This is a genomic window from Flavobacterium niveum (genome assembly GCF_055231775.1).
In genome coordinates this window covers 50,369-74,524 of record NZ_JBUYSX010000003.1, presented here as the reverse complement: position 1 = coordinate 74,524, position 24,156 = coordinate 50,369, and the positions used below count along the sequence as shown (strand labels likewise).

Genomic DNA, 24,156 nt, shown 5'->3' with positions numbered 1-24,156 from the left:
TACAGCCCTACCCTTCTTTTTTAACCTCCTTCTTATGTCCCCGTTCAAATTCTGAAGGGGTCATACCAAAATGTTTCTGGAAGTTACGGCCGAAACTGGTCTGCGATTTATAGCCTACAGTTTCGGCTACTTCATATATTTTCAGGTTGGCAGTCTTTATCAGTTGGGCCGCCTTTTTCAGCCTGCTCTGGTTAATGAGTTCGTTTGGCGACAGCTGCGAAATCTCCCTGATGTTTCGGTACAGCGTAGAACGGCTCATGTTCATATAATCGGCCAGCTTATCTACGTTCAGTTCCTGGTCTTTCATATTTTCTTCAATCACCTTATCCAGCTTCTCTAAGAAACCTTTATCAGGCACCGATTCGGCAAGCGACTTCAGGTGTGCCAATGGTGAACTGGATACATGCCCGAAAATATTCCTGCGGTTGGCAATAAGGTTTGATATCTGTACCAGCACGTGGTCCATAGAAAACGGCTTGGTTATATAGGCATCCGCCCCTGATTCCAGCCCCTCAATACGGGCATTCAGTGCACTTTTGGCGGTAAGCAATATCACCGGGATGTGGCTTGTTTTCTCCGTCTTTTTAATTTCCCGGCACAACTCTATCCCGTTTTTTACCGGCATCATTACATCACTGATTACCAGGTGCACATCGTGCTTGGCTATCATTTTCAGGGCTTCGTCGCCATTGCCCGTAAGAATTACATTATAGGTTTCGGCCAACTCAGAGAACAGGAAATCAGCCAGTTCCTTATTGTCTTCAGCTACCAGTATTACCGGAGCCTTTTTGCCAAACTTCTCGGTAACAGCATCGTCCTTGCCTGTACGCGGTACTTTTATCGTGGTAAATTCCTCGCTTTGGTGCAGTGGCAGGGTAAGCACAAAGGCATTCATATCGGTTACGGTTTCGTCTATGGCAAGGGTACCATTATGCAGTTCCACCAACGAATGCGCCAGCGAAAGCCCAATACCGGTACCGTTGCTTTTAGAATCGCCGGGCAGCCTGAAAAACGGCTCAAATATTTTTTTGTGTAGCTCAGCCGGGATAAGCGGGCCGTCGTTTTTCACCTCTACCATAAACGTATTGTCACCGTCGTGCAGGGTTACTTTTATTTCCTTTTGCGAATATTTTACAGCATTGCTAAACAGGTTACTCAATACTTTGCGGAAGGCCTCCTCATCTACAAACGCAAACACATCCTCAGAGTCCTTTACCATTTCAAAACGTAAGCCCTTATCCTGGATTACCTGGCTGAAACGCAAGTACATTTCATCCAGAACCTCGGCTACGTTTACCTGTACAAAACTCAGTTTTATGTGCTTCATTTCTGCCTTACGGAAATCGAGCAGCTCGTTAATCAGGTTCAGCAACCTCGAAGTATTCTTTTCCATAATGCCAAGATTCCTTGGTATCTCGGGCGATTTATATTTTTCCTTCAGCAGCTTTTCAAGCGGGCTTTTTATCAGCGTAAGCGGCGTACGTATTTCGTGGGCTATGTTAGTAAAGAATTCGATTTTGGCTTGGTAAATCTCCTTTTCCTTTTCGTTTTCAAGCTGCTGTATGCGTTGGTTGTTCTTATCATGGGTGTAACGGTGGTAATACCTCAGGGCAAAATACCCCATTGCTACAAGCATTACGAAATATAAAAAATATGCTATTTTGCTGGCATAGAACGGCGGCATCACAGTAATATTCAGTGTACCGTATTCCTTGCTCCATACCCCGAAACTGTTCAGTGCCTTTACTTTAAATACATAGTCGCCTGCGGGTAGCTCAGTAAAGTTGACTTCGTGGTTTTTGCCCAGGGCTATCCAGTTATCATTCAGCCCCTCCATTTTGTACCAGTACTGCGTCATGCCTGTAGAAGTAAAGCCCAGTGAGGCAAACTCCAGCCTGAACGACGACTGGCTGTTGGTAAGCGTTATGGCATCTGAAAAGATGACCGACTTGCTTAGCGGCGAATCCTCACCCCCTACCGGAACCTCCTTATTATTGATAAAAATATCGGTTATGTACAACGGCGGGCTGTACATATTCTTGGTAAACGTACCGGGGTTAAAGCTAATAAGCCCCTTAACGCTACCGAAATACATTTGCCCGTCAGCATCCTGAAATGCCGAACAGTAATTGAACTGGTCGCTCAGCAGCCCGTTTGATTTGGTAAATACCTTAAGGTCTTCCTTTTCAGGGTCAAATTTCAGCAGGCCGTTAGAGCTGCTTATCCACAACTTATGATGGCGGTCTTCCAGTATGGAATAAATAACATTTGCAGGCAGGCCATTCTGACGTGTAAAATGCCTGAAGGTATTTTTGTTACGGTCCAACAGGTTAAGTCCATTTTCGGTGGTGACCCAAAGCCTGTTTTTACTGTCTTCAAAAATGCCGTTTATTTCGTTACAACTCAAACTGTTCTTATTATTGCGTTCGTAGCGGTAAAAGCCTTTTTTACGCGTTTTGGGGTTATAGTAATATAGGCCATCCCAGTAGGTTCCAGCCCACAGCGTACCGTTGTGGTCTTCCAGGAAATAGGTATAGTGATAGTTTTCAGGGAATCCCTGCACTGTGGTAAATGTATCGGTTTGCGGCAGGTACTTATGGATGCCCCGTGAGGTAAGCAGGTAAACATCTTTCGCTTTGGTCTGGTAAATGTAAAAAATGAAATCACTGCGGAGTCCACCCTTACCCTCACCCGTACCGTAATGGCGGATGATTTTTCCGGTGGGGATGTCCATTACATCGAGCCCATGCTCAAAGGTACCTATCCACAGTTCGTTGCCACGTGCCAGCAGGCCGTGTATGTTGTAATGCGAAAGGTTGCCCTTAGCCGCACCGGGGGCATAGTTGGTAAACTTCCCCGTTTTCAGGTTCAGTTTGTTAAGCCCGGCATCTTCGGTGCCTATCCACAGGTTGCCGTAATTATCCTTTTCTATTTCGCGCACGGCATTACCACTTATGGAGTTTTCGCCCACCTTAGGGAAATAACGGTCTATAGGTGTAAACGGTTTGGGGTAGTAATTTACCCCACCAAAGTAAGTACCTGCCCATACGCCGCCCTCTTTATCCAGCACTACGCAGTACACAGCGTTGTCTGAAAGCGAATACGGGTCGGCATAGTTTTTCTTGAAGTTGGTATAGGTATTTTTCTGTGTATTGTACACAAACACACCCGATTCGGTACCCATCCATATCTCATTATTCCCTTTCGGAAGAAAATCACGTACAAAAAGTGGATTTTCTGATTGAGAAAGTAATGGTACAAGGTTATGGCTTTTTATATTATAGCGGTATGCTCCGTTGTCTTTGGTACCTATAAGTATACTATTGTTCCCGTCTGTGGCCAGGGCCGTAATGGTAAGGGTACGGTTAACTCCCAAATCCATTTCCTGAAAAGAGTTATTATCGGGCACATATTTATAGAGTGCGTCTGCCGAAGATACAAATACATCGCCCTTAGTATTGTGGGCTATAAAAGTGGAAAAAAACTGGTCGTACTTTTCGGGGCGGGTTTTGGCATTGCCACCGGGCAGCTTAAAAAGGCTGCCTGCCGCAATAAACCACAGGTTACCGTCGGTGTTGCTTTCTACATCCAGTATGGGCAGGTTCCGCGTGGCTTCTATAAGGGTAAAGGATTCCGTTTTTTCATCGTAGCGGAAAAGCCCCGTATCAGTACCCACCCACAGGTAGTCTTTAAACTCGTACAGGCACCGTATAAAATTACTGCCTATGCCCGAAGTATCGCCCGGCACATGCTGAAAGGTTTTAAAGGTATAGCCGTCGTAGCGGTTAAGGCCGTCTTTGGTGCCAAACCACATAAAGCCCTTACTGTCCTGCAGCATGCAGATGACAGAATTGTGCGAAAGGCCGTCTTCTACCTGTAAATGTTTAAACGAAATGTTCTGCGCGTATGATACTGTAAAAATAAGCCACAACGCTATGTACTTTAATCCGCTCTTCATATAGCACAAAAATAATTCATTATAACGTTTTCGCAGCCATACAATACGTATCATTTCTCTACAAAACTGTTCACAATGCGTTTTGGGCTTCAGATTAATTTAACATTGACACATTTTGAACAAAAAATGAAATAGATTAGCCAACATTCTTCCACGTAAAATAATCTACTTTGGAAAACGAAAAGTTGGCAATTTTTTAGTGGGTTATTTTTGATATTCATAAAAAGCGTAAACCAAATTTGCTCAATCGGCAAAACGCAAAATGGCACACTTCTATAATATTATGATAACAAGCTGAATAAGACACCAAACTGTTTCACCAAATTGTACCAAACCTTAATTAAAAACGTGATTTCTTAAATCAAACCCTATGAGAAACATTACAAAGCAAATTTTAAACACCAGGTACCTGCTGTTTTTTGCCTTACTCCTCGTGCAGCATGTGTTTGCACAGGGCGGGCAGGTATCGGGTACGGTAACCCTTAAGGACGGAAGTCCGGCTGCTTTCGCAAACGTTGTCGTTAAAGGTACTGCCACAGGCGTATCTACAGACATAGATGGTAAATATACCATAGCAGCAGCACAGGATGCCGTATTGGTAGTTAGCTATGTGGGCTACAAAGCACAGGAAGTACCTGTAAACATGCAAACGACCATTAATGTACAGCTGGAAGAAGATGTAACCACACTATCTGAAGTGGTAGTGGTAGGTTACGGTACACAAAAGAAAAAGGACCTTACCAGTGCTATAGCCGTGGTAGACGCCAGCCAAATACAAAAAAGGCAAACCACCACAGTAGCAGAAAGCCTTCAGGGCCTTGCTACGGGTGTTAGCGTACGCGGCGGCGGCCAGCCGGGCCAGGAAGCCAAAATAGAGATACGCGGACTTAAAAACCTGCAAAACTCTAACCCGCTTTATGTAATAGACGGTAACATTACTACCGCAAACCGCGATTTTAACCCTAACGACATCGAGTCGATACAGGTACTTAAAGATGCGGCGGCTGCAGCTATCTACGGTTCGCGTGCGGCAAACGGTGTTATCATCATCACTACAAAGAGGGGTAAAAACGGCCCGCTTAAAATAGAGGCCTCTACTAAAATGAGTATCACCACGGTACCAACATTTGACCTTGCCGGAAGGGATGAGTTTATAACCCTTAACAACATGGCATACGACAATGCCGGTAACGCAAGGCCAAATTATTTGCCGGATGTAAATACCGACTGGCAGAAAGAAACTTTCCGCACCGGTATGATACAAGACCAGAACGTAAGCTTTTCGGGCGGTGGCGAAAACTCTAACTTCTTTATGTCTGCCAACTATTTTGGCAACAAGGGTACAGTTATAGACACTGATTTTGACAGGGTTTCGTTCCGTGTAAACAGTAGTGGAAAAAAAGGTATTTTCAGCATAGGTGAAAACCTTGCCGTGAGCAATTCAAAGGCTAATGAAACTGCCGGTGGATGGCCAAGCGGTAACCCGTTTTTTGACGCTATAAGGATGATGCCTACCATACCTGTATATGACGACAGCCATCCAGGCGGTTATGGCTATGGCCAGCAGGGCGGTTCAGAAACTTTCGGTACAAACCCTGTGGCATTTGCAGACCTTATTACCCAAAATGTTGAAAACTTCCGTATCAGGGGTAACGTTTGGGCAGAACTAAAACCATGGGAATGGCTTAAATACCGTTTCAATGCAGCCTATGAAGGCAGCTTTGATTACTATAAATACCTGCGCAAAGAAGGCAACTGGACACTTAACCAGGCGTATGACCCTGCACTTATGAACCAGAACAGGGCGCGTTATGATAATACGCTTTTAGAACATACTCTTAACTTTAGCAAAGAATTTGGTAAACACTCTCTTACTGCTGTAGCCGGTACAACATACCAAAAAGCACTGTACCAGCAAATAAACGGTGGCAAGCGTAACCTGGTGCTAAACCCTGTTACAGGTGAATATTATGATGTACTGGACCTTGGTAATACCCCTACCGTGGGTGGTTACAGGACAGAATCTCTATTACTGTCTTACCTTGCAAGGATTGAATATAACTACGACAACCGCTACCTGCTAAACGCCGTAATACGCCGCGACGGTTCGTCTAAATTCAGCGAGGCTAACAGGTGGAATAACTTCCCATCGGTTTCTGCCGGATGGAGGATAAACAACGAGTCGTTCTTCAAATCGAAAGATATTAATGAACTTAAGCTTCGTGTAAGCTATGGTGAACTGGGTAGCGGTAACATTGCCGATTATGCCTACATACCTACCATAAACACACAGGGTGCTGTAGTATTTGGCACCGGCCAAACCCTGCAACAATCGGCTATACAGGTACAGCTTGCTAACCCTAACCTAAGGTGGGAAACACTTAAGCAAACCAACTTTGGTGCTGATTTGGCCATGTACAACAACAGGCTTAGCGTAACAGCCGATTACTTTATAGCACGTACTGAAGACGTACTTTTCGGCTTTCCGATACTAAACAGTACCGGTAACGACGGCGGTAACCCTATATCTAATGCTGCTACGGTACAAAACACCGGTTTTGAATTTAACGTAGCCTACAACGATAAAATAGGTGAAGATTTTAACTGGAATGCCAATGTGAACTTTACAACCCTTAAAAACAAGCTTGTATCGTTAGGTAACGGCCAAAACCAGAGCTTTAGCGGTAATACCGTAACCCGCGACGGCCAGCCGGTAGGTATGTGGTATGTACTGCAAACAGACGGGATTTTCCAAAGCCAGGAAGAAATAAGCAACCATGTAAACTCTCAGGGAGATGTAATACAGCCGGACGCTGTGCCGGGTGATATACGTTATAAGGACATTAACGACGACGGCCAGATTACAAATGCCGATAAAATTGTGGACGGCAGCCCATGGCCAAAATTTGAAATGGGCTTTAATGCCGGTTTTGATTACAAAGGTTTTGATTTTTCTATGAACTGGATAGGCTCATTCGGGGCTACGGTTTACAGTGCACAGAGAAGCATACTTGAAGTGATAGATGGCCAGCACAACTATTTGGCAGGCACGCAGCCATGGACACCTGAAAACCCAAGCACAACAACACCAAGGGCAAACAGGGGCACAACGCTGACCAACCGTGGCGATACTGACCGTTTCCTTGAAGACGGAAGCTTTGCAAGGCTTAAATATGTAGGGCTTGGTTATACATTCCCTAAAGCATGGGTATCTAAAATAGGCTTTGACCGTGCACGTTTCAGTGTTTCGGCACAAAACATTATTACCATAACTAAATATTCAGGCCTTGACCCGGAATTTACTAACGGTAACATATTTGAAAGAGGCGTAGACTTTGGTTCATTCCCTAACGTGCGTACCTATTCAGTAGGCCTTGAATTTGGTTTCTAATCAGAAAAAACAATTGCAACAATGAAAAAAATATTATTATACAGTACATTATTGGGTGCCATGCTGTTCCTTGGCTCATGCGAGGACGAACTTGAGCAGCAAAACCCTAACGCGCTTACTACATCGCAGTTTTGGCTGTCGCCAAGCGATGCCGAAGCAGGCGTAAACTCTATCTATGCCATGTCTTACAAAGACGGGCTTTGGGCCAGGTGGATATACTTCAGGCTCGACCTTACATCAGACGAAGGTTTTAGTAAAAGCCCGTGGATAGAGCTTGCCGACTGGACACGCTTTAACTACGTAAACTTTAACTTTTGGGAAGGTAACGTAGTAACCTACAGGGATACTTACAAAGCCATTTTCCGATGCAACCAGGTACTGGCCAATGTACCAAACATAGAATTTACCGATGCCACACGCAAAGAGTCGATACTGGCTGAAGCTAAATTTTTAAGGGCACTGCACTATTTTTATGCCGCAGAGCTTTGGGAAAACATCCCTATGGTATTAACGCCTTCACTACCTACCGACCTGCCAATGCAGGCTACAAGGGACGAAGTTTTCACCCAGGTGGAAACCGACCTTAACGAAGCCTTCAATGCACTCCCTGCATCGTGGGATGCTAATAACGTGGGCAGGCCTACAAAAGGCGCCGTAAAAGGTTTGCTTGCAAAACTGTACATGCAGCAGCACCGCTGGAGCGATGCAAAAACAGCTATGGACTACCTTATAAGCGGGCAGGGCGTTTCTTACAGCCTTGTAAGCAATTATAAAGACAACTTTACCGATGCCAACGAAAACAACGCTGAGTCGGTTTATGAAATACAGTTCGGTAACCAGCGACTTGGCGGTACCGGCGAAGATGCTACGGCAGCTGTATCCAGCAACAGGGCACAGTTTTTTGCACCACGTGGCATTGGATGGTCAGACGGGCAGGCACGCCGCTGGGTAGTAGACCTTTTTAAAGAGGAACCTAACCTTAACGGCGGTATAGACGAACGCCTGCGCCACACCCTGTTTTATGCCGAAATTGAAGCCGATTTTGGTGACCTTGTTTATAACAGGCATTGGGAGTGGAATGCTGATGAAGCATTCTTCCGTAAAGGCCAAAGGGATTATTACCGTACTAACGAAGACTACTACAGCCAGGTAAACTACAGGCTTATACGCTATGCCGATATACTGCTTATGTATGCAGAAGCGCTTAACGAACTGGGGCAAACTTCACAGGCTTACCAGTATGTAGATATGGTAAGGGCACGCGCCAACATGCCTGCACTGGCTGCAGCTCACCCTGAAATAGGCAACAGCCACGACCTATTCCTGGCCCGCCTTAAAAAAGAGCGTGTACTGGAACTGTGCGGTGAAAGCGTACGCTGGATGGACCTGAAACGTTGGGGTGACCTTGAAACACAAGCTAAAGTAGACGAGATTGCTACCCGCGACCCGGACTTTAACAACTTTGTGGTTGGTAAAAGCGTACGTCTGCCGTTGCCGCTAAGCGAGGTGCAGAACAACCCTAACCTTACACAAAATACAGGCTACTAATTAATTTGATATTTCCTGGAGCGGTTTGGGTTAGTGCCGCTTCAGGATATTTTTCGTAATAAATACAACACAGCTATGTTACACAATCTGCTGAAAACTACGGCGCTGTTTATATGCGGTATTGCCTTAGCGCAACAGCCGAATCCTGCCGGGCAGGTAAAAAAGGGCGAAAAGCCCGTAAACCAAGCCTATCTTTTTGCACACATGACGCATGAAGACTACGGCAGCCTGTACTACTCGGTAAGTACAGACGGGTTGCATTGGCACAAGCTGAATGCCGGCAAGCGTGTTTTTGAGGAATACCACGGGCATCCGGACATTGCCAAAGGCCCTGACGGGAAATACTACATAGCAGGTAATGCCAGCGATGCATCGCCCGATATAAACATTTGGGTATCTGCCGACCTTATAACATGGAAAAAGCACAGCACCTATACACCAAACCTTAAGTCCACCCCCGGTTACAGCGAAGCCATGCAGCGCATAGGGGCGCCAAAACTGTATTATGATGCACCTTCGGGCAAGTTTATAATGACCTGGCACACCCCCCACCTGGACGGCACTAAGGAAGATGGCGAACGCTACTGGGCCAGCCAGCGTACACTCTACGTAATGAGCAGCGACCTGAAAACATTTGAAGGGCCGCCACAAAAACTGTTCGACTGGGATTTCGGTACCATAGACGTAAGCATCCGCAAAGTAGGCGACAGCTACTATGCCATACTGAAAGACGAAAGCTACCCTACCCTGTACTGGACCACCGGAAAAACCATACGCATAGCCAAGGCACCGGCGCTTACCGGTCCATATTCACTGCCGGGTAATTCTATAAGTCCTAACTTCAGGGAAGCCCCTAGCCTTGTGCCTTCGCCAAACGGCAAGGCGTGGTATATGTACTACGAGCAGTACCCGGGCGTATCGTACGGGTTATCCATTGCCGATAACCTTAACGGGCCGTGGTACCAGGCATCGGGCTATACATTTTACAGCGACTGGGACAAATACAGCCTGCCTCCGCACGTAAGGCATGGCTGCATGATAACCATTTCCACTGAGGAATATGATGCATTAGTGAAGAAATTCGGAATTGAAAAATAATACAATGAAAAGAAGGATATTGCTGCCGGCATTCTTTGCCTGCTTCAGTTTGTTTGCACAAAAAAAGACATTTAACAACCCGCTGCTGCCATCGGGTGCAGACCCGTACAGCACGTACCACAACGGGTATTACTACTACACTCACACGCTGGGCGATAAGCTGATGCTTTGGAAAACCAAAAACCTGGCCGACCTTAAAAATGCCGAGAGCAAGCTTGTATGGACTCCCCCTGCCGGTACTGCTTACTCTAAGGAAATATGGGCGCCTGAGTTCCATTTCATCAACAATAAGTGGTATGCTTATTTTGCCGCAGATGACGGCGATAACAACCACCACCGCATGTATGTTCTGGAAAACGCATCGGAAGACCCGTTTAAAGGCACATGGGAGTTTAAAGGCAAAATTGCTGCCGGGCCCGACCGCTGGGCTATAGACGGCGATGTGTTTACCTATAAAAACCAACTCTACATGATATGGAGCGGCTGGGAAGGAAACACTAACGGCCAGCAGAACATTTACATTGCCAAAATGCTGAACCCCTGGACGGTAGACGGCAACCGCGTACTGCTATCTGAACCCAACTACAACTGGGAAAGGCAGGGCGACCTGGATGATGCGGTAAACCCGCCACACGTAAGCGTGAACGAAGGGCCACAGTTTTTACAGCACGGAAAGGATGCTTTCATAGTGTACTCGTCAAGCGGGTGCTGGACTGATTTTTACAGCCTTGGCCTGCTGCGCCTTACCGGCAACAACCCTATGGACCCGAAATCATGGAAGAAAAGCCCTGAGCCAATTTTTATTAAAAGCGAAAAAAACAGCGTGTACGCACCGGGACATAATTCATTCTTTAAGTCGGCAGACGGCAAAGAAGACTGGATACTGTACCATGCCAACGACAACCCCGGCGAGGGCTGCGGCAACAAACGTTCGCCACGCATGCAAAAAATAACCTGGAATGCCGACGGTACACCAAACCTGGGCACACCGGCATCTAACAAAGAAACTTTACAAATACCATCTGAATAAAATTCTAAAAAACCATTATGAAGAAAATTATCGTACTGCTGGCCTGTATAACAAGTGTAACGGCGTTTGCCCAAAAATGGACGAAGGAGAAAGCCGATAAATGGTACGCCGAACACAAATGGATATCAGGGGCTAACTTTATACCGAGTTCTGCCATAAACCAGCTTGAAATGTGGCAGGAAAGCACCTTTGACCCTACAACCATAGACCGCGAACTGGGGTATGCACAAAGCGCGGGCTTTAACGCCATGCGCGTGTTCCTGCACAGCGTAGCCTACAAGGCCGACCCGAAAGGTTTTAAAAAACGTATGGACCAATACCTGGCAATAGCCGATAAGCACGGCATACAAACCATGTTTGTATTTTTTGACGATTGCTGGAACCCAAACCCTGCCGCAGGCAAACAACCTGAACCAAAAACAGGCATACACAACTCAGGGTGGATGCAGGATCCGGGTTACCCTGATACCGACCACGCCAACGACAAAGACCTTGAAGTATACGTAAAAGACATACTGAAAACCTTTGGGACTGATAAAAGGATATTGCTTTGGGACTTATACAACGAGCCGGGCAACAGCAACAAGGGTAACAAGAGCCTTGCCCTGCTTAAAAACGTTTTTAAATGGGCACGCGAAGCCAACCCAAGCCAGCCCGTTTCTGCCGGGTTATGGAAATGGGATTTACAGGAGCTGAATACGTTACAGGCACAGAACTCAGATATAATCACTTACCACTTCTATGAGGATTTTGACGGCCACCAGCGTGTTATCAACCTACTAAAAACGCACAACCTGCCTATAATATGCACCGAATACATGGCACGTACTAAAAACAACAGTTTTTACAACCATATGGCCCTTATGAAAAAGGAGAACATCGGCGCTATAAACTGGGGGCTTGTAAGCGGCAAAACCAACACCATTTACGCATGGGATACCCCAATGACTTCGGGTGCTGAGCCGGACATCTGGTTCCACGATATTTTCCGCAAAGACGGTACGCCTTACCGCCAGGATGAAGTGAATGTAATCAAGAAACTGAACGGCGTAAAATAAGCAGCATACTATGGAAATGAATAAAAGATTAGCGGCTTCATTGCTGTGCCTTACCCTGCTTGCAGCCTGTAAGGACGCTAAAAAGGAAGCGCCTGCCGAAAGCACTACAACTGCTGCTACCGGCTATGAAACCTACCTGAAAAAAGAGGACTTCGCAGCCAAAGTAAACGGCAAGGAAACCGGCCTGTACTTTATAGAAGCACAAGGCATAAAAGCAGCTTTTACAAACTATGGCGCACGCGTGGTGGGACTTTGGGTTCCGGGTAAAGACGGAAAAATGACAGATGTGGTGGTGGGGCTAAACAGCACTACAGCGTACCAAAACGCTACCGAGCATTATTTTGGCGGTACTATAGGCCGTGTGGGAAATCGCATAGCCAAGGGTACATTTAAAGTTGACGGTAAAGAGTACCATGTGCCACTAAACAACGGCGAAAACAGCCTGCACGGTGGTATAAAAGGCTTTCAGGATGTGGTGTGGGATGTAACCCAGCCTAATAAGGAAACGGTTGTTTTTACTTATAGTTCACCCGAGGGCGAAGAGGGCTATCCGGGCAAGCTTGATGTAAAGGTTACCTATAGTGTAAGCGATATCGGTACCCTGAAAATGGAATATGAGGCTACTACTGATAAGAAAACCCCTGTAAACCTGACTAACCACGCCTTCTTTAACCTTAACGGTGAAGGCAGCGGCACCATACTGAACCACAGCGTAGTAATTAATGCCGACGGCTACACGCCGGTAGATGCCGGGCTGATACCTTTTGGCAAAGTGGAAAAAGTAGCCGGTACGCCGTTTGACTTTACCACGCCGCATACCATAGGCGAACGTATAGCTGCCGATAATGAACAACTGAAAAACGGTAAAGGTTACGACCATAACTATGCACTTAATGCTGCCGGAACTGATGCCATACGCCATGCCGCTACCGTAACCGGAGACAAATCGGGTGTTGTTATGGATATTTATACACAGGAGCCGGGGCTGCAGTTTTACAGCGGCAACTTTATGCAGGGCAAAAACACGTTTAAATCGGGTGGCAAAGATGAGTTCCGTACGGCATTTTGTATGGAAACCCAGCATTTCCCTGATGCTGTGAACCAGCCTGCATTTGCCCCTATACTACTGGAACCGGGTGCGAAATACCACACGGTTTCAGAATACCGTTTCAGCACCAAAAAATAACACAATTATGAGGGTATACATATTAGCATACATGTTGTTTTTCAGCCTTACAGGGATTGCCCAAACTGGTAATCCCCTGCTGGCTGACCCCACTGTTTTTTACCATAAAGGCACTTACTACTTATATGGTACCAAAGGCAGCAATGCCATACCGGGCGAAGGTTTTTTAGTATATACCTCAACCGACCTGAAAACCTGGAGCGGCCCTGCCGGAAAACACGACGGCTACGCCTTTAAAAAAGGCGATGGCTATGGCGATACAGGCTTTTGGGCTCCGCAGGTTTTTGAATACAAAGGCACGTTTTATATGGCCTATACGGCTAACGAACAGATAGCCATAGCCAGCAGCGACAGCCCGCTTGGCCCGTTTAAAAACGACGGCAAGTGCCTGGCATCGGACGTGCGGCAGATAGACCCGTTTGTGTTTTTTGACAACGGGAAAATTTACCTCTACCACGTAAGGCTGGATAAGGGCAACCGCATTTTTGTGGCCGAAATGGAAAGCGACCTCAGTGCCATTAAACCTGCTACTTTAAAAGAATGCATACATGCCACAAAGACCTGGGAAGACACAGAAAAAGTGGAATGGACGGTAACCGAAGGCCCTACTGTTTTAAAGAAGAACGGGCTTTATTACCTGATTTATTCGGCTAATGATTTCAGGAATAAGGATTATGCCGTGGGTTATGCTACATCTAAAAGCCCCTACGGTCCCTGGGATAAGGAAAACAACAGCCCTTTTATAGCTACTAAAGGGCTTGGTTATCCCGGTACCGGCCACGGCGATGTTTTTTATGACAAGAAAGGAAACATGTACTATGTTTTCCATACACATTTTTCGGACACGGAAGTTTCCCCCAGAAAAACGGCCATTGTCCCTATTATATTACAAAACGGAGTTTTGAACATTAAAGCTGAATCTTCAGTTACATTTCCTTCATTACATTAGAAGTTTGGTTAGGTAAGACGGCTGCCCCACAAGGCAGCCGTTTTTTTATGCTATTCTCTGCCGTTATGGTATTTACCCGAGAGTAAATTGTTGCACAAAGTAGCCCAAAGGGAGCGCAAAGTTCCTCGAAGGTTTATAAAGCCTGCTTTAATCTAAATGTAGTATGTGAAGGCTTTCTTTATAGGGAGCTAACGGGATATATAGTCAAATCTATAAAGAATGTCATAATTTAAAAAACACACCCCTATCCCCTATAACTCCATATATTATTTTGTTTTTGAATCGTTAAATCTTCGATTTCAAGGGGGGAATAGCTTCACTCTTACTGATAAAAGCGGCTATGTTTTAAAGATCTAAGTAAACACATCTGAGTGTTGCCCTCTTGAGACTATCGTGTGGACACATTTTAGCGGCTTGGCGTCTTTGCGAGAAATTTTCTACCACAAGGGGCACAAAGTTTTACACAAAGTTCACAAAACACCTAAATTATACTTAAAAGAACACCAAGACTTCCCTTTGGAAAGCTAAAAAGTCCACAAAGCGATTTGTGTACACACGATAGCTCTTGAGAGGGGTTAGGGGTGTGTTGTGTAGAATAATTATGACAAATAGAAATGATTCAACTATTACATTTAATAAGCAACGTTGCAATGCAAAACATTGGTGGAACCTATTGCAGTAGAGACGTTGCAATGCAACGTCTCTACAGATATGCCATACATCATTTTTGCAACCCTATATAAAATAACAAACCCCGCCGGGAAACCGGCGGGGCTTATCAGTTTTTGGGGTTTTATAGAAATAGTAGCAGCCTGATTAGAATATTATCTTTTTGCTTACTTTACCGTTTACAGTATTTACCTCTACGATAAGTACTTGTTTTTGTGCAGTAATGTTGCTTACTTTAAGTTCGGTAGCGTTGATACCTTCCTGGCTGTAAAGCTGACGGCCGCGGATGTCATATATAGCAACACCATTCATTAGGGCGCTTCCGCTGTTGATTCCTATTGTAGCGACTTCTGTGTATACAATCACGTTGTTGCTTGCAAGGACAGGGTTTTCAGTACCAAGAGCCTGAGTAGTGTAGAATACTTCAAAACGTGTGTTGAAAGAACCTGCCTCAGTTGAGAAAGTATAATCATACTCAGTAAGGTCACGAACAAGGCCTTCTACGTTATCCCTAAGGTATACTTTTTGGCCAGATGTAAACACACCGTCTACGTGGTCTAAGCTGATGGTGAAAGTACCTGCAGTTTCAGTAGCATAACCCATTGGCACAACATCTGTAGTTTCAAAAGCCGGCCTTGCCTGTATTACAAGTTCAGTTTGTTCAGCGATAGAGTAAAGTGCTATTGCATTTTCATTAAACCTCTTAGCATCGTAACCATAGTCAAGGCTGGTTGTAGCTTCGTTAAAGTAACCTACAAGTGTTTGGGCTGCTGCATTGTTGTCACCTGATATGTTTAACCAAAGACGAGAACCTGTGTTAGCGCTTGCAGAAGCATTGGCAGCTGATTTAAAGAACGCTTGAGAAGCTCCCGGTACTGCACGACGCATGCTGTTTGTAAAGGTTACGTGTGGGTTAACTGCACCGTCTTTAGTTTTTACGAAGAAACCTTGTGCCTGAGATATTGTCCATGTAGCACTGTTGCTTCCGAAGTATACACCTTGCTCTGTACCACCGCCTACTGTAGGGTTAGATACATAACCTGACTGGTTTATGATGGCATACGATGTTTGTGTATAGTTGTTTTTCTTCCTCCAAAGGTAGATACCTGATGTTACATCCATTGCGTTAGCATTTGCAGCAAAGAAATCTATAACACTTATTGGTGAAGGGTAAGGGTTACCTACTGCTGTAAAACGCTCACCTTGTGTGTTTAGTGGGTAAGTGAATGTACCGTTGTGAGGAGCTCCTGTAAACACACCATCAAAAAGATAGTTGTCTGTACCTGCTATGTATTCGGCCGGGGTTGTAACACCATCGTTAGTAGTACCGTTTACATTTCCTGAAAGAACGTTTGGCATACGGATTAGGAAGCCTTTTGCTGTGCTGAATATAGTAGCGCTGCTTATTGGCCAGTAAGCGTTCATGTAAGTAGTACCACCATCTGTAGTGTCGTACTTGTACTCATAGAAACGGTTGCTTGAAGTAGCCGGAGAGAAGTTGTAAAGGCTTTGTCCGTCTACCGGTGAAGACCATAGTGTGTAATCTAACCTGTATAGTGGGTTGCTGTATTTGTGCTGTGTAATGTTTCCGCTGTTTACAGCATCAGTTATTTGCACAAGGGCAGCGTTATCGTTAAAGGTAAGTGTACTACCTGTAGCTACGTTTACCCAGTTTTGAACTGTAGCAGTGTAACCTGTAGGTACAACTACCTGGGCGTTGTTTTGTACTGTAAGCGTACAAGCAGCGAAGCTTGACGGTGCAGTGTAGCTGGCATTGAATATTACGGCCTTACCACCTGTAGGGAAACCGTTGCTCCAAGAAGTACCGTCCCATGTTGTAGAACCTACGTAAAGGGTAATCACATTTGAGTAAACCGAACCGCAGTTACCGCTTTGTACAAGTGCACGGAAGTAAGTAGTTGCTGCAATGGTGCCTATTTCGTTGCTGCTTAGTGTAGCAGTTGTATTGTTTATTTGTGTGTATGAAGCGAAGTCAGCAGTTGATGAACGCTCCCAACGTACTACGCTTCCTGTATAACCTGTAAGGCTTATAGCGCTTGGCAGGTCACCGTTACATACGTTTTGGCTTGGTGAAAGCGTACCTGCATTTACAGGGGCAGTTACTGTTACCGGGCTTACAGCTGAAGTAGCACTTCCGCAAGTTCCGCTGGTAGCTACAGCCCTGTAGTAGGTAGTAGTGGTAAGCGCAGCAGTAGTGTATGTAGCAGTTGTAGCACCATTTATATCAGCCCAAGTGCTGTTGTCAGTAGATTGTTGCCATTGAAGGTTACCAGTATAACCGGCTGCTGTAAGTGTTGTAGTGTTACCAGAGCATATTGTAGACTGTGCAGCAGTTATTGTACCCGCAGCTGAAGTTGCATAAACAGTTACCGGTATTGCAACCGAAGTTACAGGAGCACAAGCGTAGCCTGAAGGATAAGCCTGAACGTAGTAGTATTTAGTACCTGTAGTAGTTACAACCGGGTTGTAGTTAGTAGCAGTAGCACCGCTTATAGCTGTACCGCCTGTAGTGCTGTTGCTGGCACCGTCGTTAGCGGCAAGGTACCATTGGTATTGAGGTGCGTTACCTTCTGCGCTGGCAGATAGTGTTGTAGCTGTACCTTGGCATGTAGCTGCGCTGGTAGTTGTAGAAAGGAATACTGAGTTAAGGTATGCCATGTTACTGAAAGCTGCACCTGTAGCGTTAGTTACCACACAACGGTAGATACCGTAATCTGAAGCAGTAACGTTAGATATTGTAAGGGTTGCTGTGGTAGCGCCGCTTATATTGCTGCTGTTGCTTATTGCAACACCATTCCTTTCCCACTGGTAAGTAGGAGTTTCTGTACCTGAACCTGTTGATGAGATAGCGATTGTAAAGGTTGCTGAACCACCAGGGCAAACTGCCTTGCTTACAGGTTGGCTAGTAATTTCCGGGGCAGGTATGGTAAAGGTATCCCTGTTGTAAGCCATGAAAGCCATATCGTCTGTACCGTTTGTAAGCACTTTAAACTGTGCTACCTGGGTCCTGTTAGTTTCGTTGATACCGAAATCTGAAAGCTTATAGGCAAGCATCCTTATATCCCTTGTAGAACCACCCGGGTTACCTACTCCACTTACTGTAGCAGTATTAAATGATTGTCCGGCAGTAAGTGTAAAGAAGTCTGTCTTATAAGTTCCAAGTTTAGAAATTGAAGACATGTTGATTTCTACAGGCTTACCTACAATGTTACCGTTAACATCTATAAAGCAGTAAGTTGTAAAAGCAGAGGTAGTAGGGTCAGCCACCTGGGTAACCATGATGTCCGGGACGTTGTCACCAGCTTTGTTTTCAAGGATGTTGCCGGCACTAAAAGTAAGTGGGCTTGTAGAAGGAAGGTTAGTTAAACCTGTACCAAGGCCAAGGCCACGTGTACCGTCGATTAGCACGTCGCGGGCAGAAAGCCCCACAACCGATGGAGCTGTGTGTACAGAAGCTGTAGCGCTACCATCTATGAGGTTTGCAAGTACAATGTATACAGCTGAACTTACTGAAGGCACAGTACCTGAAATGTTATTTACCGGGATAGCCCTCCAGTTACCGGCAGTATAAGTACCTGTTGAAGTACTGCTGCTTAGTACGTTTGTTATTTCAGTTTCGCTACCGGTACTGTAAAGTGTACCATTGTAACGGAAAGCCATAAGGCTGTGTTGCTTGTCGGGCTGGGTGCCGTTTGTAGCATAACCGCTTCCGGCTGTACCACTGCTCCAGTAGCCATTGTAGTTAGTAATAATCCTGTCTACAACTGCACCTGAAGGAGTTTGCGCAGGCGGAGTGTAAGTATAAGATGCTGCCGCACTGGTATACGTAACATTTGATACTACCTTAGATACTGTGAAGTATTTGGTAGCAGCAGCGTTACCTGAAGCAACTACGGCAGGAACCACAACGGTCATTTGCGTAGGAGATACATAAGTAGTACTTAGTGCAGCTACAGTAGTACCACTGGTACCATCAACATAAAAGTTAACCGTAGCACCAGATGCAAAGTTAGTACCGGTTATGGTCATTGTTGTCCTGTAGGTTACATTAGTAGGCACAGTTGCCGTAACCGTAGGGGTGTTAGTGCTCTGGGCGTAAGCCGCTGCTGTAACAAACAGCACAAGCGCTAAACATAAATTCTTAATTGGGGTAATACTCTTCATGAAAAACTGATTTTTACTATTTCTGAAGCAAAGGAACTACAGAAAAGCAGGCTACACGGGCGTTTTTCGCTGTAGGATTAGCCAAGTGTAGATGAATGGCGAAGTTTACCCGTTGAAATAATTCGTCGAAAAACACCTTTTGCCGATGAATGGTGTTAAAAATCATTTTATAAATATCAAAAAAAACAGGGAGCCGTAACCCGGCTCCCTGTACATAGCTATACTGTAAAATAACATTTTACAAATGCTAACCCAAACTAATAACTCTAAACACTAATATCCCGGATTTTGATCCTCTGGGCCTATTTCATCATTTTGTTTTATCTCTTTAAGAGGTATAGGATAAAGCACATGATTTTGATTAATGGTTCCATTTTCCAATGCCCATTTATTTCTTACACTTGTAAGCTCAACAAATTTGCCTGTACGTATCAAGTCCATCCTTCTCCAGCCTTCAAAAGCTAATTCACGCATACGTTCATCAAGGATTTGATCCCTGAATTGTTGTTGTGAAAGCCCACTCCACGACATACCTGTGGGCAATGTACCACCAAATCCGCGTGTGCGTACCTGGTTTACGTAATTGATAGCATCACCTGTTTGTCCAAGTTCATTAAGGCATTCTGCGAGGCTAAGCAAAACATCAGCATAACGGATGAATGGCTTGTTTTTACCTGAATTCCAAAACGACTGCGAGCCCTGTGTACGGATATCCTCATATTTCTTAATGTGCGGATCCAGTTCGTCTCCACCTGAAGGTGATGGTAATGCCGGATTAATACCCTGATAGGTAAAACTGTAACGTATACTTGCATTTTTACGGGTATCACCTGTTTCCCATATACCGCCGGCTGTTTTATCTTTATAACAATACTGCGTAGGTAGGATAAGGTCATATCCCCCGAAATAAGCATATTGGTTTAAGTTTGCTACTGCCCTTGAACCGGTTTGCCATTGTATCTGGTTGTTATCCGGCCAGGTATTGTTATATTGCCATTCATATAATGACTCCTGGTTGTTGGCATAGTTAGGCTCCCACAGGTTGGCATAGCTTGGCAACAGGCTAAATTGTCCTGAGCTTATAACAGCTTCAAACTGTTGCTTAGCAAGGTTGAAATCCCTGTATCCTGATTCTTGCGGAGCAGACATATATACTTTGCCTAATAGTGCCTGTGCTACCCACTTTGTAGGTAACGAATGATTTTCCTGCGTTGCCGGAAGTTTAGCAATAGCCGTTTGTAAATCGTTTACTATATACGAATAAACTAAATCCAGAGGTTGCCTTTTATAACCATATTCTTCAGCATGTGCCGGATCCAGTACAGGTATCCTACCCCAGTACATGGCCAGTTCAAACATGGTTGTTGCCCTTAAAAAGCTTGCTTCTCCTATAAGAAGGTCACGCCTTGCAGCATCTTCCTCTGTATTAAGGCCAAGATAGTATATGGCTTTTGCAGCACCACTCACCACAGGCCAGCGGTCATCCCACTGCACAGTTATGGCGCTGTTTTCTGCTCCTTTATAGCCGTTATAACGGTCAAGCTCTGCCTGGTCAGGATCAGTCTGTACCTGATAAGCACCTTGCTGCGTTTCATCATTACCAAGAGAAAACCTAAGCCCTCCCCTATCCTTTTGTAAATTTCTCCATGAAGTTATTAAGCCTAATATATATGGATCAACGTTATCCATTTTAGAGAAGACTTCTTCTTCGGTAAATGCTGTTTCATTATCATGGTCCAGATAATCTGTACATGAAACCAAAAGCAAACTACAGGCCAGAGCTGTTAATATTATTTTTTTCATAGAATTATATTTAATTTTTTTCATAGCCTTTACAATGAAACGTTAACACCCATTACATACATGCGTGACAGTGGATAAGAGTCTCCCCCCTCCGGATCATAACCTTTGTATTTTGTAATGGTAAACAGGTTAGAGCCTGTAACATAAAGTTTCACGCCTTTCAGATACACTTTCTCTGCAAGAGTAGACGGCAGGTTATACGAAAGCGTAAGTGCATTAAGCCTTAAGTACGAAGCATTTTGTATCGCTTTATCTGTATCGCTCAGGTTAAAACGTCCACCGGCATAATATGCCCTTGGTATGTCGGTATTTGTATTGTCCGGTGTCCATCGGTCCTGAAGATCAGAATATGCGGCGCCCATACCATTTGAGTTCATGTAGCCACTATAAATACCGCTAATCCTTTTACCACCAATTGTGTAAGCAAATACAGCATTCAGCCCAAAACCTTTCCATGTAAAGTTGGTATTAAAACCACCATAAAAATCAGGGTTGGTATTACCTACGACATAACGGTCTGAATCGTTTATTTTACCGTCATGATTGCGGTCTACCACCATAATATCTCCCGGTTTTACAATACGTCCGCCGTAGTCAATTTGGCTTACTGCATCCATATCACTTTCCTGGGCTATTTTTTGATACTCGTATACATAAATAGAGTTTACAGGTTTACCAAGGAAGAAGTTTCCTGTTTGCTGTATATCCGAATTGTTGTAACCTCCATAATTCCATATGGTATCAACATCACCATGCAGTTTTGTAACCTTATTTCTTGCTGATGAAATATTTGCTGAAATATCCCAGTTGATATCATTACTCCTTATAATACTTCCATTAACACCTATTTCAATACCTTTATTTACCATAGAGCCAATATTGTCAAGTTGGTACTCGTAACCAGATACCGGCGTAATGTCCCTTAGCATAAGAAGATCGTCATTGTGCGTATTGAAATAGTTTACATTAAGGCTCAACCTGTTGTTAAATGCTGCAAAATCAACCCCTATATTTAATTGTTTTTGTTTTTCCCATTTAAGGTTAGGGTTACCTAAAACATTGTTTGATGTATAGGTTATAGTGCCATTGGTATAGCTTGGATTATATAGGGTATGGTAATAACCTATTGGTATATTTTGGTTACCTACTACACCATAATCTACACGCAGTTTCAACTGATTGATTGCTTGTACATCTTTAAGGAAATTTTCTTTAGACACATCCCAGCCCAGTGCAGCAGAAGGGAAAGCCCCCCATTTATTATTCTCACCGAAACGAGATGAACCGTCATACCTAAGAGTACCGGTAATAAAATACTTATCCTGGTAGTCGTAATTAGCACGGCCGAAATAAGACATTATACTTGAGGTTACAAAACTTGAACCCACACTAAAATTAGGCTTATCTGAAGCTGCACCCAGGTTTAAGTAATAAAAATCATCACTTACATAACCTTTAACTGTAACATCTGTACTGTTATTAGTATTCTTTGATACTGAGTAACCTCCAATAACACTAAAGTCATGGTCATTATTAATTGTCTTGCTATAAGTAATGGTGTTGTCCCATTGATAGTTATATTCCGAATATCTCCAGTGATGCCCTATACCATTATTATTGTTCTGAGCATTTCTTATAGATTGCCCAGTGTAAGTAGGTGTGTAATCAAAATTAGCCTGGTCAATTGCCGTAGCACTAAGCGTACTCCTTATATCAAAACCTTTGGCTGGTTTAATGTTTACAAAATTACTGCTGGTAAACATATTCCTCTTACTTACACTCATAATATCAAGGCTAAGTATAGGGTTATATAAGTTTGGATCAGGAGTTTCACCATAACGCAGGTATGTTGCTTCACGGTCTATAGGCAATAGTGGATTCGCACCAAGGGCAGTAGGGAATGCACTTCCCTCCTGATACGTTGCTTCACTGCGTGAAAAAGTAGTATTAGTACCTATTTGAAGCCATGACTTAACGTCCTGTGTAAGGTTCACTTTTCCGTTGTACCTTTTAAAACCAGAATTTTTTAACAAGCCCTGGTTATCAACATAGTTAAGGCTCACATAGTAACTTCCTTTTTCTGTACCACCACTAAAGCTAAGGTTATGGTTCAGCTGCACACCTGTACGGGTAACTTCGTCCAGCCAGTTGTAGCTTTTACCTGCCCTATATGAATCAAGTTCATATTGCGCAAATATCGGTGAGCCATCTGAGGTTACCAGATTGGTAAAATCTGCCCTGCTAAGCCCTGCAGGCACTCCGGTATAAGTTCCGTCCATATATGAATTTGCAAAAGCATCAACCCTAAGGTCAAAAAGTTGTTTCCCATTCATAAGCGGAACTTTATTTGCAAATTCTGAAACTCCTACCCAAGCATCATATTCAATTTTGCCTTCGCCTCCTCTTGAACCTTTTTTAGTTGTTATAACCACAACACCGGCTGCACCACGCGAACCGTAAATAGCTGTAGCAGAAGCACTTTTAAGAACATCGATACTTGCAATATCATTTGGGTTAATATTTTCAAAATTGCCTTCCATAATAAGTCCGTCTACAACAAACAGTGGGTTACCACCAAAATTCATTGAATTGATACCACGGATTCTTATTGATGCCGAACCGGCCGGGTTTGGATTCTGCTGAATGTAAACACCCGCAATACGTCCCTGAAGCCCTTGCACTACATTTGGCGTAGGTGTCTCTTTAAGCTTGTCACCCGAAAGACTCCCTACAGCACCCGTAAGGTCACTTCTTTTAACTGAAGCACCTACCAGTACAATCTCGTCCAACTCGTTGCTCGCTGATTTCAGTGTTACATTAATTGTAGTACGTCCGTCAACCGCAATCGATTGCGAGGTGAAGCCAATAAAACTGAACTGAAGCACAGCATCAGCAGCTACGTTTTGCAGGGTATAGTTACCATCCATATCGGTAACAGCAGAATTGGTGGTTCCTTGTACCAGTATAGTAGCGCCCGGCAGCGGAAGATTGGTATCATCCGTTACGGTACCACTTATACTCTGGGCCATGGCAGTGCCGCAGCACAAAAGAACCATACATAAGCATAAATGTCTTATCACATTTCTCATAAGGGTTTGGTTAAAATGTTAGGTTAATTAAATATTAATTGGGTATTTGTAATAGTAAAAAACTATATTGTACTATACTATTCTACTACAACACAAACATACAAATATTTTTATAACCTCCAAACTTAATTTTTGAGATTTGATAATATTTTTAAATAAATTTTTAGGTATTAAAAGTTTAAGCCTTTATAT

At 44.2% G+C, this 24,156-nt stretch carries 11 protein-coding genes; 7 read left to right on the top strand and 4 right to left on the bottom strand.

What is annotated here, in order from left to right:
• Positions 1 to 7 precede the first annotated feature (7 nt).
• Entirely contained in the window at positions 8 to 3,958 is a 3,951-nt protein-coding gene (locus ACZIX4_RS08695) for a two-component regulator propeller domain-containing protein (protein WP_463335241.1), read from the bottom strand.
• A gap of 370 nt (positions 3,959 to 4,328) precedes the next feature.
• Here ACZIX4_RS08695 and ACZIX4_RS08690 point away from each other — a divergent pair, with 370 nt between their 5' ends.
• From ACZIX4_RS08690 to ACZIX4_RS08660, 7 genes are all read left to right on the top strand, one after another.
• The gene (locus ACZIX4_RS08690) at positions 4,329 to 7,349 is read left to right on the top strand and encodes a SusC/RagA family TonB-linked outer membrane protein (RefSeq protein WP_463335240.1); all 3,021 of its coding nucleotides are present in this window, start codon (positions 4,329 to 4,331) and stop codon (positions 7,347 to 7,349) included.
• Positions 7,350 to 7,370: 21 nt separating this feature from the next.
• Positions 7,371 to 8,897: a RagB/SusD family nutrient uptake outer membrane protein gene (locus tag ACZIX4_RS08685; protein WP_463335239.1), complete on the top strand. Its 1,527-nt coding sequence runs from the start codon at positions 7,371 to 7,373 to the stop codon at positions 8,895 to 8,897.
• 75 nt (positions 8,898 to 8,972) lie between these two features.
• Positions 8,973 to 9,995 carry a glycoside hydrolase family 43 protein gene (locus ACZIX4_RS08680; protein ID WP_463335238.1) on the top strand — a complete coding sequence of 341 codons (1,023 nt, stop codon included), beginning with the start codon at positions 8,973 to 8,975 and terminating at the stop codon, positions 9,993 to 9,995.
• 4 nt (positions 9,996 to 9,999) lie between these two features.
• The gene (locus ACZIX4_RS08675) at positions 10,000 to 11,025 is read left to right on the top strand and encodes a glycoside hydrolase family 43 protein (RefSeq protein WP_463335237.1); all 1,026 of its coding nucleotides are present in this window, start codon (positions 10,000 to 10,002) and stop codon (positions 11,023 to 11,025) included.
• Positions 11,026 to 11,042: 17 nt separating this feature from the next.
• A complete protein-coding gene (locus ACZIX4_RS08670) occupies positions 11,043 to 12,083 on the top strand; it encodes a glycoside hydrolase 5 family protein (RefSeq protein WP_463335236.1) in 1,041 nt (346 codons plus the stop codon).
• Positions 12,084 to 12,099: 16 nt separating this feature from the next.
• Positions 12,100 to 13,269 (top strand): aldose epimerase family protein, encoded by a 1,170-nt coding sequence (locus tag ACZIX4_RS08665; RefSeq protein WP_463335235.1) that lies wholly within the window; start codon positions 12,100 to 12,102, stop codon positions 13,267 to 13,269.
• 7 nt (positions 13,270 to 13,276) lie between these two features.
• Positions 13,277 to 14,218 carry a glycoside hydrolase family 43 protein gene (locus tag ACZIX4_RS08660; protein ID WP_463335234.1) on the top strand — a complete coding sequence of 314 codons (942 nt, stop codon included), beginning with the start codon at positions 13,277 to 13,279 and terminating at the stop codon, positions 14,216 to 14,218.
• 816 nt (positions 14,219 to 15,034) lie between these two features.
• Here ACZIX4_RS08660 and ACZIX4_RS08655 read toward each other — a convergent pair.
• From ACZIX4_RS08655 to ACZIX4_RS08645, 3 genes are all read right to left on the bottom strand, one after another.
• Entirely contained in the window at positions 15,035 to 19,072 is a 4,038-nt protein-coding gene (locus tag ACZIX4_RS08655; protein ID WP_463335233.1) for an immunoglobulin domain-containing protein, read from the bottom strand.
• A 273-nt stretch (positions 19,073 to 19,345) separates the two neighbouring features.
• A complete protein-coding gene (locus tag ACZIX4_RS08650; protein WP_463335232.1) occupies positions 19,346 to 20,875 on the bottom strand; it encodes a RagB/SusD family nutrient uptake outer membrane protein in 1,530 nt (509 codons plus the stop codon).
• 29 nt (positions 20,876 to 20,904) lie between these two features.
• Complete coding sequence (locus tag ACZIX4_RS08645; protein WP_463335231.1) at positions 20,905 to 23,931, bottom strand: SusC/RagA family TonB-linked outer membrane protein; 3,027 nt, start codon at positions 23,929 to 23,931, stop codon at positions 20,905 to 20,907.
• Positions 23,932 to 24,156 lie beyond the last annotated feature (225 nt).